Annotated in this window: 13 protein-coding genes; 5 read left to right on the top strand and 8 right to left on the bottom strand. The window is 45.7% G+C overall.

The window, feature by feature from the left end:
• Positions 1-2: 2 nt before the first annotated feature.
• The 3 genes from ACQEXT_RS12815 to ACQEXT_RS12805 all read left to right on the top strand — a co-directional run bounded on the left by ACQEXT_RS12815 (position 3) and on the right by ACQEXT_RS12805 (position 1,173).
• A complete protein-coding gene (locus ACQEXT_RS12815; protein ID WP_426952370.1) occupies positions 3-656 on the top strand; it encodes a tellurite resistance TerB family protein in 654 nt (217 codons plus the stop codon).
• 119 nt (positions 657-775) lie between these two features.
• Positions 776-982: a YaeP family protein gene (locus ACQEXT_RS12810; RefSeq protein WP_138971762.1), complete on the top strand. Its 207-nt coding sequence runs from the start codon at positions 776-778 to the stop codon at positions 980-982.
• Positions 982-1,173: a DUF4250 domain-containing protein gene (locus ACQEXT_RS12805; RefSeq protein ID WP_331427736.1), complete on the top strand. Its 192-nt coding sequence runs from the start codon at positions 982-984 to the stop codon at positions 1,171-1,173. Before ACQEXT_RS12810 ends, ACQEXT_RS12805 begins: the two co-directional genes overlap by 1 nt.
• 64 nt (positions 1,174-1,237) lie before the next feature.
• On the opposite strand, the gene ACQEXT_RS12800 is transcribed toward ACQEXT_RS12805, so the two are convergent.
• Both ACQEXT_RS12800 and purL read right to left on the bottom strand, forming a co-directional pair.
• Positions 1,238-1,552, bottom strand: a complete 315-nt coding sequence (locus tag ACQEXT_RS12800; RefSeq protein WP_426952368.1) for a DUF3622 domain-containing protein — start codon at positions 1,550-1,552, stop codon at positions 1,238-1,240.
• A gap of 220 nt (positions 1,553-1,772) precedes the next feature.
• Positions 1,773-5,669, bottom strand: coding sequence for a phosphoribosylformylglycinamidine synthase (gene purL, locus ACQEXT_RS12795; protein WP_426952366.1), 3,897 nt, complete (start codon positions 5,667-5,669; stop codon positions 1,773-1,775).
• A 309-nt stretch (positions 5,670-5,978) separates the two neighbouring features.
• Between purL and mltF the strand changes: the two genes are divergently transcribed.
• Entirely contained in the window at positions 5,979-7,529 is a 1,551-nt protein-coding gene (gene mltF, locus ACQEXT_RS12790) for a membrane-bound lytic murein transglycosylase MltF (protein ID WP_426952364.1), read from the top strand.
• Positions 7,530-7,740: 211 nt separating this feature from the next.
• A complete protein-coding gene (locus tag ACQEXT_RS12785; RefSeq protein WP_171052184.1) occupies positions 7,741-7,878 on the top strand; it encodes a hypothetical protein in 138 nt (45 codons plus the stop codon).
• A 54-nt stretch (positions 7,879-7,932) separates the two neighbouring features.
• On the opposite strand, the gene tadA is transcribed toward ACQEXT_RS12785, so the two are convergent.
• The 6 genes from tadA to ACQEXT_RS12755 form a co-directional block, all read right to left on the bottom strand.
• Positions 7,933-8,472, bottom strand: a complete 540-nt coding sequence (gene tadA, locus ACQEXT_RS12780) for a tRNA adenosine(34) deaminase TadA (protein WP_426952362.1) — start codon at positions 8,470-8,472, stop codon at positions 7,933-7,935.
• A 166-nt stretch (positions 8,473-8,638) separates the two neighbouring features.
• Positions 8,639-10,198, bottom strand: coding sequence for an AbgT family transporter (locus tag ACQEXT_RS12775; protein ID WP_426952360.1), 1,560 nt, complete (start codon positions 10,196-10,198; stop codon positions 8,639-8,641).
• A gap of 290 nt (positions 10,199-10,488) precedes the next feature.
• On the bottom strand, positions 10,489-10,869 hold the full coding sequence (locus tag ACQEXT_RS12770; protein WP_426952358.1) for a type IV pilus modification PilV family protein: 381 nt from the start codon (positions 10,867-10,869) through the stop codon (positions 10,489-10,491).
• The gene (locus ACQEXT_RS12765) at positions 10,859-11,317 is read right to left on the bottom strand and encodes a hypothetical protein (RefSeq protein ID WP_426952356.1); all 459 of its coding nucleotides are present in this window, start codon (positions 11,315-11,317) and stop codon (positions 10,859-10,861) included. Before ACQEXT_RS12765 ends, ACQEXT_RS12770 begins: the two co-directional genes overlap by 11 nt.
• Positions 11,317-11,916: a PilW family protein gene (locus ACQEXT_RS12760; protein ID WP_426952354.1), complete on the bottom strand. Its 600-nt coding sequence runs from the start codon at positions 11,914-11,916 to the stop codon at positions 11,317-11,319. The genes ACQEXT_RS12765 and ACQEXT_RS12760 overlap by 1 nt, the downstream gene beginning before the upstream one ends.
• Before the next feature lie 25 nt (positions 11,917-11,941).
• Positions 11,942-12,463: a GspH/FimT family pseudopilin gene (locus ACQEXT_RS12755; protein WP_426952352.1), complete on the bottom strand. Its 522-nt coding sequence runs from the start codon at positions 12,461-12,463 to the stop codon at positions 11,942-11,944.
• Between the last annotated feature and the right edge of the window lie 62 nt (positions 12,464-12,525).

Here is a 12,525-nt window from a genome sequence, read left to right as displayed (position 1 = left end):
CGATGGATCTGAAAAGTTTACTCAATCAAGCACTTAACTCCGACCTTGTTAAACAAGGCCAACAACACATCAAACAACAATCCAGCTCAGGCACTTTAAAATCACTGGGAGCTGGCGCCGTCGGAGGCGGTTTGGTTTCCCTACTGATGGGTTCAAAGAAGAGCAAAAAACTCGGCAAAAATGCACTTAAAATTGGCAGTGTCGCTGCGTTAGGCGCTTTGGCGTACAAAGTGTATAACGACTATCAGGATAAAAACGCCTCGATATCAAACCACAATACTCAGCAAGATACCTTCAACGCTGAAGATAACATCCACAGCGAACTGATCTTAACGGCGATGATTGCAGCAGCGAAAGCCGATGGTCATGTGGATCAGCAAGAAATGGAACGAATTGAACTGACACTTAAACAAGCAGGCGCAGATCTTCAACTGCAAAGTTTTCTTCATTCAGAGCTGAATAAGCCACTCGTTCCGACTGAAATTGCGCGTTTAGCGCGCTCACCTCAGCAAGCATCTGAAATATATCTCGCTTCGCTGATCGTGATTGATGAACAAAACTTTATGGAGAAGGCCTATCTCCAAGAACTCGCTAAACAACTCAACTTGTCACCAGAAGTAACCTTTCAGTTAGAACAACAGTTAAACAGGGCATAACATTGAACAGATATTCAACAGCCAAAGGTAACCCTTGAGCTAGGACAAGCACCTGCTTTGAGTTTCTTTGAGCGACTGTGTATATTTGACAGCAGTGACTATTTATTGGAGTGAAGGCCATGCAAGTATACGGCTGTTGTGATCTAATTCGTGAACTTTATGCCCAGATTGGTAGTGGAGATCAAGCTTATGTCCCACAAGCTATCTCATGTGCAGTTAGAGCGTTAAATGATATCGCTGCTGATGAGTCCTTACCAAAGGATACTCGAGAAAAAGCAGCATTTGCTGCGGCAAACTTACTTATTTCAGATTTCGAGGATAAGTAATGAACTTAGCGAACTTTGAGTCAATGGACCCAATTATGCTGATGAGTATCATCAACATGAAGCTGCGTGACGATTTTGCTGGCGACTTAGATAAACTCGTCGCGTTTTTCGATATTGATAGAGTCGCGTTAGAAGCGAAGTTATCAACCGCTGGCTTTGACTTTTTGCCAGAAGCAGGTCAGTTTCGGTAAACGCGCTAGATTCAGAGATAAAAAAACCGCCGTTTGGCGGTTTTTTTATCTGTAGAAGCAATCTTTACTCTTCGTCAGAATCAGCTGCGCGTTGAGCTAAACGACGTGCTTTTCTTTCTTCAGCTTCACGAGCTAGGCGTGCTTCACGCTCTAAACGCTCTTGACGTTGAACCGCTTTACGTTCGTTGCGCTCTGCTTGGTTTTTAACGAAACCAGCAAGTTCTTTCTCTGCCCACGCTTGAGCAAGTTCTTGACTTTCAAAAGCCATTTCACGCTTAGAAACGACAGTTTTACGAGAAGTCACTTGGCGAGTGATTTCAGCAGTCCAACCGTTACGTTTTTCAGAAGTGCGAATAGCAAATTTTGGATTTTTAGACATTTAATTCATTTCCTAAGGGATTAATCAGGGATTCGGTCAACTTGATAACTCCATCTAAGCTGAGCTGTTTAACACCATCCCTTGGTAAGCGCGGTATTAGAGCACAAAAGTCCGCATAACGCTGCAAGTTTTTTACGAGCGAGCTGGAGAGCTCGAGCCAAAAAAAGCGCTGGTCTCTCAACCAGCGCTTTTCTATTTGGATCAGACTCACCTTTGGTGATTAGCCCACATTCTTACGTGCGTTTTGGAACATACGCATCCAAGCACCGTTTTCACCCCAACCTTCAGGAGCCCAAGAGTTTGCCACCGTACGGAACACACGCTCTGGGTGAGGCATCATAATAGTCACACGACCATCCGTCGTTGTCAGGCCTGTAATCGCATTAGGAGAACCATTCGGGTTGTTCGGGTATTGCTGAGTTGGATTGCCATGGTTATCCACGTAACGCACAGCGACAGTACCAGACGCTTCAATCGCTGCTAGATGCTCCGCTCCACGAACTTCAACACGCCCTTCACCATGAGACACAGCGATTGGCAGACGCGAGCCCGCCATACCATCGAAGAACACAGAATCTGACTTCTGAACTTCGACTAAACTAAAGCGCGCTTCAAAACGCTCAGATTCATTGCGTACGAATCTTGGCCAAAGTTCTGCACCAGGGATCAACTCTTTCAGGTTAGACAGCATTTGACAGCCATTACATACCCCCAAAGAGAAGGTATCTTCACGGTTGAAGAAACCTTCAAACTGATTGCGCGCTTGTTCATTGAACAAGATAGACTTCGCCCAGCCTTCCCCTGCACCCAATACGTCACCGTAAGAGAAACCACCACAAGCAACCAGACCTTGGTATTGGTCCAGAACAACCTGACCAGTCAGGATATCGCTCATGTGGATATCGGTCGCTTCAAAACCTGCACGGTCAAATGCAGCCGCCATTTCAACATGAGAGTTAACGCCCTGCTCGCGCAGAATAGCCATTTTCGGCTTGGCGCCTGTCGCGATGTACGGAGCTGCAATATCTTCTTTAACATCGAAGCTCAATTTAACGTTGAGACCTGGGTCTGAGTTATCTTTCTTCGCTTCAAACTCTTGATCCGCACACACTGGATTATCACGCAGAGCCTGCATCTTATGGGTAGTTTCCGCCCAGATAGTACGCAGTTCAGTACGATTACGCTCAAGAACGACTGAATCACCAGACTTAATAACAAGCTCATCAGAAACATCGACTGAACCGATCACATGTGAACAAGTTTCTAGACCATTTGCTGCCAAGGTTGAAAGCACTGTGTCTAGGTCAGAATTTTTCACCTGAATCACGGCACCAAGTTCTTCGTTGAACAGAGCCGCAAGAGTATCGTCACCCAAGGCAGCGATGTCAGCATTGATACCACAGTGACCTGCGAACGCCATTTCGGCCAAAGTAACGAACAGACCACCGTCGCCTTTATCGTGGTAAGCCACAACTTGATCATTTGCGACAAGAGCCTGAATACCCTCGTAAAAACCTTTAAGTTGTGCTGCATTGTCTACATCAGCAGGTTTGTCACCAAGCTGCTTGTACACCTGTGCAAGCGCTGTTGCGCCGAGACGATTCTTACCATTACCCAAGTCGATAAGTACCAGGCTAGTGTCGCCTTTGTCAGTGCGAAGCTGAGGTGTAATCGTCTTACGAATATCCTCAACACGCGCGAATGCAGTGATAATTAGAGACAGTGGAGACGTCACTTCTTTCTGTTCACCGTTCTCTTCCCACTTGGTTTTCATTGACATCGAATCTTTACCAACTGGGATAGTCAGTCCAAGCGCCGGACATAACTCTTCACCAACAGCCTTCACCGCTTCGTAAAGACCCGCGTCTTCACCTGGGTGGCCTGCTGGAGACATCCAGTTTGCAGACAATTTAATATGTTTGATGTCACCAATGTTGGTCGCAGCGATGTTCGTGATTGCTTCGCCCACCGCAAGACGAGCTGATGCACCAAAATCTAGTAGAGCAACTGGAGTGCGCTCACCCATTGACATTGCTTCACCGTGGTAAGTGTCGTAGCTTGCTGCCGTTACTGCGCAGTTTGCAACTGGAACTTGCCATGGACCAACCATTTGGTCACGAGCTACCAGACCTGTTACGGTGCGGTCACCAATCGTGATAAGGAACGTTTTTTCAGCCACTGTTGGTAAGCGTAGAACGCGCTCTACCGCATCATTTAGTTCAATACCTTGACGATCAATCGCTGGGTTGTTCACCTTCAGCGTTTTCGCGTCACGGTGCATCTTCGGCGTTTTACCTAGAAGAACATCCATTGGCATATCGATTGGTGTGTTGTCAAAGTGTGAATCCTCTAGCTTCAATTCACGTTCTTCTGTCGCGATACCAACAACAGCATATGGTGCGCGCTCACGCTTACAGATAGCATCAAATGCTGCCATATTTTCTGGTGCAACCGCTAATACATAACGCTCTTGCGATTCATTACACCAAATCTCTAATGGGCTCATACCCGGTTCATCATTTGGTACGTCACGTAGCTGGAAGATACCACCACGTTCACCGTCATCAACAAGCTCTGGAAGTGCGTTTGAGATACCGCCAGCACCAACATCATGAATAAAGGCGATTGGGTTTGCTTCGCCTAGCTGCCAACAACGGTCGATCACTTCCTGACAACGACGCTCCATTTCTGGGTTTTCACGTTGAACTGATGCGAAGTCGAGATCTTCGGCTGATTGACCAGATGCCATTGAAGACGCAGCACCGCCACCAAGGCCGATATTCATTGCAGGGCCACCAAGCACAATTAGGCTTGCTCCTACTGGGATTTCTTTCTTCTGTACATGCTCTTCACGGATGTTACCCATACCACCAGCAATCATAATTGGCTTGTGGTATCCACGGATCTCTTCACCTGCGTGAGAATTAACTTTCTCTTCGTAAGTACGGAAGTAACCAAGTAGGTTTGGACGACCAAATTCGTTGTTGAACGCCGCACCACCTAGAGGACCTTCTAGCATGATATCTAGAGCGTTAACGATACGACCAGGCTTGCCAAAATCGGTTTCCCAAGGCTGCTCAAAGTTTGGAATACGTAGGTTAGAAGTCGTAAAACCAACTAGACCTGCTTTTGGTTTACCACCGATACCGGTTGCGCCTTCATCACGGATTTCACCACCGGAGCCCGTAGATGCACCAGGCCAAGGAGAGATAGCCGTTGGGTGGTTATGTGTTTCCACCTTCATGAGAATGTGTGCTTTCTCATGGTTGTAGCCATATTGACGTGTTTCTGGATTAGGGAAGAAACGACCAACATCAGAACCCACCATAACCGCTGCATTATCTTTGTAAGCCGACAGCACGTTATCTGGTGTCACTTGATAAGTATTTTTGATCATTTTAAACAAAGACTTCTCTTGCTTGACGCCGTCGATTGTCCAGTCTGCATTAAAGATCTTATGGCGACAGTGCTCTGAGTTTGCTTGTGCAAACATCATCAGTTCGATGTCAGTTGGGTTGCGTTCAAGTTTGTTGACGAACGCATCGTAGAGATATTCAATTTCGTCATCAGCCAAAGCTAGGCCTAGGGTAACGTTTGCTTTTTCAAGCGCATCACGACCACCTGCAATTAGGTCAACATCCGCGACTGGCGCAGGCTCAGCAACTTGGAACAAAGCTTGTGCAGAATCGAAATCAGTGAAAATGACTTCCATCATGCGATCATGAAGGATAGCTTTTAGCTCAACCAGTTGAAGTTCTGTAAGTTCGGTTGAGGATTCGATGTAGTAAGCCGTACCGCGCTCAAGGCGAACCACTTTGTCCAGACCACAGTTATTGGCGATATCCGTCGACTTTGACGACCAAGGAGAGATCGTTCCTGGGCGAGGAGTCACAAGCAGAAGCAAACCTTGTGGTTCATGCTCTTCAATTGTAGGACCGTAAGTCAGTAGTTTTTCAAGTTTCTCAACTTCAGACTCATCAAGATCAGCTGATAGTGCTGTAAAGTGAGCGAACTCTGCGTAGATGCCAGTTACTGGCAGACTTAGTTCACGACAAAGCTCTAGAAGCTTGTTAACACGAAATTCAGATAGAGCTGGGGAGCCACGAAAAATTCTCATGTGCTTAGGTCTCTTATGCAATTGGTTAAGGTCTATTGACCTGAGGTGATATTGGAATAAATTCAGTAAGTTAGGACATATCACTTCGAACTTATGCCGATTGCACCTCTCTGTTGCGAGCGCATTATATAGTAATTATTTTTGTGATGTAACACCAAAAGCAACCGTTTGCGTCATTTTTTTTGTCAAATTTGAGATACACCAAAATTCCTCATTACCAGAACAGTTATCCCGAAGCCTGACTGATTATCTTGCCTTGTCATGACACTTTGATATAAATGCCCTACTAGATGTATGAGAATGTCGTTAATGAAAAAGCATTATCTAAACCAACTTAAGTCTGTGTGCGCGTTGCTATTCAGCGCCTTGGTGCTTTCTGGTTGCCAAATAGAATCCGAACCAAAGAGTGAGTTGGACTTAATTAAAGAACGTGGTGTATTGCGTGTTGGCACACTCAACAATCAACTTTCTTACTTTATCGGACCCGATGGTCCTGCTGGACTGGATTACGAACTTGCTCGTGAGTTTGCCAATGAACTCGGCGTCCAGCTTGAAATGAAACCGGCATACAGAATATCAAGCCTATACCCGGCACTGAAAAATGGTGAAATTGATATAATAGCAGCGGGCTTGAGCCAATCTCCAGAACGCCTAAAACTCTTCCGCCCAGGGCCTGCCTACTACTACGTGAGTCAACAGCTTGTATACAAGAAAGGAAACTGGCGTCCAAGAAACCTTGAGCAGTTGCTTGAGAAGCAGGCTGAGCTTATTGAAGCCAATAGTGGTGAAGATGTACTGAGAATTGTCAGCGACTCTCATTTTAACCGCACACTAGCAACAATTCAGGCCGAACAGCCACAATTATCTTATGATATTGACCCAAATGCCGACGTAAATGATCTGCTTAAGCAGGTTTCCTCTGGAGAGCTGCGCTTTACTGTCGCGGACTCGGTAGAAATTTCGCTCTCACAACGAATCTACCCAGATATTGCCCTCGCCTTTGAACTGACAGAAGACCAACCCATCTCTTGGTTCTTGCGTCGTTCACAAGATGAGAGCTTATACGGCTTGGTCATAGAGTTCTTTGGGGCGGTTAATCAGTCTGGTCATCTCGCATCGCTTGAAGAGAAATACATTGGTCACATTGGCAGTTTTGACTATGTTGATACACGTGCTTTCATTCGTGCGCTAGACTCCAAACTACCGAAGTGGTCTCCACTATTTAAAAAGTATTCGGATGAGTTTGACTGGAGACTTGTAGCAGCTCTGGCTTATCAAGAGTCACACTGGAACCCTAAAGCTAAATCGCCAACGGGTGTACGTGGCATGATGATGTTGACTCTCCCTACGGCAAAAAGTGTGGGGGTGAACAATCGTCTCGACCCAGAGCAGTCCGTTCGTGGGGGCGTTGAGTACTTGCGCAGAATGGTGGCTCGAATTCCAGACTCGATCGATGAACATGAAAAAATTTGGTTTGCGCTGGCTTCCTATAACGTGGGTTATGGTCACATGATGGATGCACGTAGACTGACCAAGACGCAAGGTGGAAACCCAGATGCTTGGTCTGACGTAAAAGATCGACTGCCACTGCTGCGTCAGAAGAAATACTACAGCCAAACTCGCTACGGTTTTGCTCGTGGAGATGAAGCTCGCCGCTATGTTGAGAATATTCGCCGCTACTACCAGAGTATTATTGGACACGTCGAACAGCAGACGGTTGAAAATGGCGACATCAGCATTGATGATCTCGCGGTTATCCAACTGCCTGAAATGGAAGAGTCTGAAGAAAGCCTAAGCGCTGAAGATGAGTTAGAAACACTGGAATCTGAAGCCCTCGTCGAGCCATCAACTAATCAGTAGACACCCCATGTTTGAGTGCGCAGTTTTGGTTAAATTCTGCGCACTTAATCATTATTTACTCACTCAGAGATAATATCGTGTTCAAGATCACTTGCGAAGTTTCTTGGAATTGTAACAATTGCGAGGTATAAGACGTTTATCGTCACATAATCAATTGCTTCTCTGCACTTGAGATTTTGATTAAACATTAACCAAAACAGGAGGTTGTTTTATGCTTAGACGTAAAATGCAGTCAAAACGCCTTAACAAGACCGTTGCTGCAAATCGCCGTAAGCGCATGCTGAGTAACAACAAGAAAAAGGTGATCGCACGTCACCGCGCCTTTATGCAATTAATTATTGCCGCATAACCCCGCATAGCAAACATCTTAACCACAAGATGTTTGCTTATGACCCGCTTTCCTTCAGTCTTTTTTGTCTCTGCTTGTTTCGTCCATTTGCTCTAAGCGTATTGCCTGACGTTGCTGTTTCTTCTCTTTGCGTCGACGTTTAAAGAACGCTTGTAACTGAGACCGGCACTCCTCTTCAAGCAACCCTTGTTCAACATCTGCATAATGGTAAGCGGCTTGATGCTCAAACAAGTTGAGAACCGTTCCTGCCGCACCGGCCTTAAGATCAGCTGCACCAAAAACGATTCGCTTGACGCGACTATGTAATAACGCTCCCGCACACATAGGACATGGCTCTAACGTTACATACAGTGTGGTATCGAGTAGTCGATAGTTCTGCAACACATGGCCCGCCTTACGAATAGTCTGCATCTCAGCGTGCGCGGTAGCATCATGCTGGCCAATAGACTCATTCCAGCCTTCCGCAATAACTTTACCCTCTTTGACTAAGACCGCACCAACAGGCACTTCTCCCTTTGCTTCGGCAAGCTCAGCAAGCTCGATAGCGCGGCGCATAAACAGTTCATCTTGAGGGGTAAATTGAGAATCTGACACAGAGAACTCCAAAATTTAGCATAGCGGCTGTGGGCTGGTGATTTTACTCAAAGAGTGAGTGTTCTGAAAGGAGAACTCTCTATTTGTCTGGTTTATCGCCGCAACGAAAAAGCGCCGGTCTTTCAACCAGCGCTTTATTAAATGTTACTAAACAATCTCAGCGTTCTTACATGCTGTAAGTGTATGGAGCTTGGATACCTAGAGGGATACCTAGCATCCAGTAAACAACTAGGAAGATTGACCAACCGATCAGCATTGCAATCGAGAATGGCATCATTAGAGATGCAAGTGTACCGATCCCTGTCGACTTCACGTAACGTTGACAGTAAACCACGACTAGCGGGAAGAATACCATCAGAGGTGAAATGATGTTAGACACCGAGTCACCAACACGGTAAGCCGCTTGAGATAGCTCAGGAGAGATACCGACAGCCATTAGCATTGGAACTAGGATTGGACCAATCAGAGCCCACTTCGCTGACGCAGAACCAATAAGTAGGTTTACAGATGCAGTCAGTAGAATCATACCAATGATTGTTGCTTCACCCGGTAGGTTCATGGCTTTTAGGCCTTGAGCACCGTAAAGCGCTAGCATAGTACCGATGTTTGACTGAGCGAACGCCGATAGGAACTGTGCACAGAAGAACGACATGACAATGTACGCACCCATTGTAGACATAGTGTCAGCCATCGCTTTAATGATGTCGTTACTTGTCTTGAACGTACCTGAAATACGGCCATATACGTAGCCTGGGATGATAAACAGAATAAAGATCAGCGGAACAATCGATTTCATCAGCGGTGCAGAGAACGCCGTAATCTCACCAGCTGGAGAACGTAGTGCTGAATTCTCAGGAATGATCGCAGCGATAAGTAGCGCGATGCCCGCCATCATAGCCCAACCAGCGTAACGGAACGCTTTTGATTCTAGCTCTGAGAAAGAACCAAGATCTGGTGCTTTTTCAGCATCTTCGTCGATAGGTGTATTTGCTAGACGAGGTTCGATGATTTTCTCTGTCACGTACCAACCGATAGCAACAATGATCACTGAAGATAGGCCAGTAAAGAAGATGTTTGCGAGTGGGTTTACTACATATTCTGGATCGAGAACCTGAGCCGCAGTCTGTGTAAAGCCAGCAAGTAGCGGATCAATACCTGAAGGAATGAAGTTAGCTGAGAAGCCACCCGACACACCCGCAAACGCTGCCGCGATACCCGCTAGAGGGTGACGACCTGCCGCGTGGAAAATAATACCACCTAGTGGAATAACCAGAACGTAGCCCGCATCTGCCGCTGTGTGCGAAACGATCGCAACCAGAATTAGCATTGGAGTCAGCAGCTTCGCTGGAGTGAAGTTAAGCATCTTCTTAAGGCCAGTTGTAATAAAGCCAGAAGAGTCAGCAACACCAACACCTAACATCGCGACTAACACGATACCTAGTGGTGCAAAACCAGTAAAGGTTGTCACCATATTCGCGAGAAAGCTTGCTAAAGATTCGCCAGTCAAAAGGTTTTTAATTTCAAGAGCTTCACCCGAACGTGGATTGATCAGGTCAAATGTAACGTTGGAGAGCAACGCTGATGCAGCCCAAGTAATAACAAGTGCCCAGAAAAATAAAATGGCAGGATCTGGGATCTTGTTACCTGCGCGTTCGATAAAGTTTAAGAAGCGATCCATCCCACTCGGCTTCGAGGATGGTGCCTTATTTACTGCTTGGTTACTCATGGTAACTCCATATGTGATGTTGTTGCCTAAGGCTTCTTGTAATTGTTTTGTCAGCCTATGATTCGACTGTCATTCTATAAAATAGCCTTACTAAAAGCACAAGGTTCTGTGTGTTTTTCCATAATTGGAGACATATTTTGCAAAAACACCATTAACGTGCAACAAAGCCAATACAAATACCCATCACGACATGAAACAATTTTGAAACCAAAACGTAAAACATAGATCTCGCTTTTGAGTTTTGAGCGCTAATACGACATGGATATGAAACTAATACAGCATGCGTATTGTTAATCAGAAAACATCGTCTTCAGGGTAACCATTTGGGGCTGACCTAGTCGGTCATGCCATTCAACATACACTTCGACTTGTTTAAGGTTTACTGAAGATGACCACGACATACTCTGAATTTGCCACGCCAATTGGAATTTTGAGTGTGAGCTGGAATCGGTGCCGCTAGCTAATGAACTCACACCTAGAAAACCAGCGTGACGTCTTAGCCGCTCGGTTTTCTGCTCAGCGAGACTTAATGCTGTCACGCTATCCACCGCAAACTCGGCTCTCTGCTCTATGTATACCTGAAGTTGCACCAACGCCAATGAAGTCATTCCACTTAGCAACATCGTAATAAGAACTTCGATAAGGCTAAAGCCAGTTTGCCTATTCCGCATTCCAACCTCCATTTAGCCAGCGAATCACAGTGTTTTCCGCGTTAGGATGGATTATTACAGACTGTATGGTCTCATCAGTGGTTTGCTCACCATAATAAAAACGCCTGCTGATACCATAATTTCGCCTTGTAGCCCGAATAACAAAACGTTGGCTACCTAGCGGCTCAATCAATAACTCATCTAATTCCATCGCTGTCAGACAATCATTGAACAGCTCCTCTCTTTCTACAAGCGATGATAGAACTAGCACATTCGGGTGTCGCTTTATTCGGGCAAAGGCACACTCGATTCCCCCTTCAACTAACCAGTGTGTTTGACTTAATTTAATCTGATTCTGTGCCTGTTTAATGTGAAAAAATACCCCTCTAAAAAGCCCCATAGACACACCTAAAGCCGCTGTCAGTAACACGCTACTCAAAATTAATGTCACTATGCCTTTCTGCTTCACTAATCGTTCCTTACTCGCACAGTTATCTGAGAGGAGTAATTTACCTCCGGCGCTTGAGTTAGCTGACCGGCTAAGCGAACAGAAACAAGCTGACTAGCACTTGTGTGTTCACTAGTGACTTCCGTTGAGACTTCGAATTCAGAGACAGAGATAAGTTTGGGATCGAAGAGGCTATAACAGTTACCGAGTAAACCTGAGTCAGCCGCTGAAGAGATACCTAAAGGTGCAGACGTATGCTTCTCGCATATTTTCAGCTGACCGACTAACGAAGTGGTTGAAACGTAATACTTAAAAAATACATTGCGAAATAGCTCTTCAGCAGAAGACGCCGCTCGATAGACATAACCAAGCTGTTGACTGTCAGGATTCACATAGATGGTTTTGGTACTACCAACAAGCCTAACCGATACTCCTCGTGCATCATTGAATCCTGCACGTTTTATATCCTGCTTAATGTGCAGCATGACACTTTCTATACTGTCGACAAGAAGTAAACGCTCACCTCTATGCTCAGTAATTTGCAGACTTGCCAAAAGAATTGAGCCGACGACACCTAACGTCATCACGCCCATCAATGACGCCACCAGTATTTCAATCATTGCCGAACCATACTGAGTGTTGTTGCTAACAAGCCGCATAACCAAAACGCTCAGCTCCTTCAGCGCAAACCACCACCCTATTGGCAAAAAATGAACTCTTTAGCCGCAACTTATGATCGCTTTCCCCCTCGACATAGAATTCAAAACTGCCGTTCTCAACTCGACCACGTACCCCATAAAATCGGATTCTGTCCCTAGTGTAATTCCAACTCAGTTTTATCGAAGCAAACGTGCGACCGTCAATTAAGAGTATGGTTTCCCCACTGTCGACAACCTGTGAATCCGTCAAGGTTATTCGCCATAACCCCGCTTGCTGTTCAGAACCGAGGTCAGTAATGTGAACCCAGAGATCTTGATTCCTTGCGATCGCCTCAGAACGGCTCTGCATCATAAACCCCTTTAGCTCATTCGCCACACGCTTCATCTGAAGAGCATGACTCATCTGCAACATACTCGGAATTGCTGCTGACATGAGTAAGGCCATTAAAATCAGCCAAATGAGTAGCTCAAGCAGAGTAAAGCCGAGAGACGTTTTCCACTTCATCATGTAAATCAATGTCTATGCACAACCATTCTTGAAGTGACCTTAACAGTCAATAAGATTATGAA

It is taken from the genome of Vibrio sp. TRT 29B02 (assembly GCF_050113655.1).
Classification (GTDB): Bacteria; Pseudomonadota; Gammaproteobacteria; order Enterobacterales; family Vibrionaceae; genus Vibrio.
The sequence above is the reverse complement of the archived record's forward strand: the minus strand, read 5'-3'. Positions and strand labels throughout refer to the sequence as shown.

Bases quoted from the DNA above. Each gene is read 5' to 3' on its own strand.
- ACQEXT_RS12755 (WP_426952352.1), bottom strand. From the start codon at position 12,463: ATGATGAAGTGGAAAACGTCTCTCGGCTTTACTCTGCTTGAGCTACTC.
- ACQEXT_RS12805 (WP_331427736.1), top strand. From the start codon at position 982: ATGAACTTAGCGAACTTTGAGTCAATGGACCCAATTATGCTGATGAGT.
- ACQEXT_RS12760 (WP_426952354.1), bottom strand. From the start codon at position 11,916: ATGATTGAAATACTGGTGGCGTCATTGATGGGCGTGATGACGTTAGGT.
- ACQEXT_RS12815 (WP_426952370.1), top strand. From the start codon at position 3: ATGGATCTGAAAAGTTTACTCAATCAAGCACTTAACTCCGACCTTGTT.
- ACQEXT_RS12785 (WP_171052184.1), top strand. From the start codon at position 7,741: ATGCTTAGACGTAAAATGCAGTCAAAACGCCTTAACAAGACCGTTGCT.
- ACQEXT_RS12775 (WP_426952360.1), bottom strand. From the start codon at position 10,198: ATGAGTAACCAAGCAGTAAATAAGGCACCATCCTCGAAGCCGAGTGGG.
- mltF (WP_426952364.1), top strand. From the start codon at position 5,979: ATGAAAAAGCATTATCTAAACCAACTTAAGTCTGTGTGCGCGTTGCTA.
- ACQEXT_RS12770 (WP_426952358.1), bottom strand. From the start codon at position 10,869: ATGCGGAATAGGCAAACTGGCTTTAGCCTTATCGAAGTTCTTATTACG.
- ACQEXT_RS12810 (WP_138971762.1), top strand. From the start codon at position 776: ATGCAAGTATACGGCTGTTGTGATCTAATTCGTGAACTTTATGCCCAG.
- purL (WP_426952366.1), bottom strand. From the start codon at position 5,669: ATGAGAATTTTTCGTGGCTCCCCAGCTCTATCTGAATTTCGTGTTAAC.
- ACQEXT_RS12800 (WP_426952368.1), bottom strand. From the start codon at position 1,552: ATGTCTAAAAATCCAAAATTTGCTATTCGCACTTCTGAAAAACGTAAC.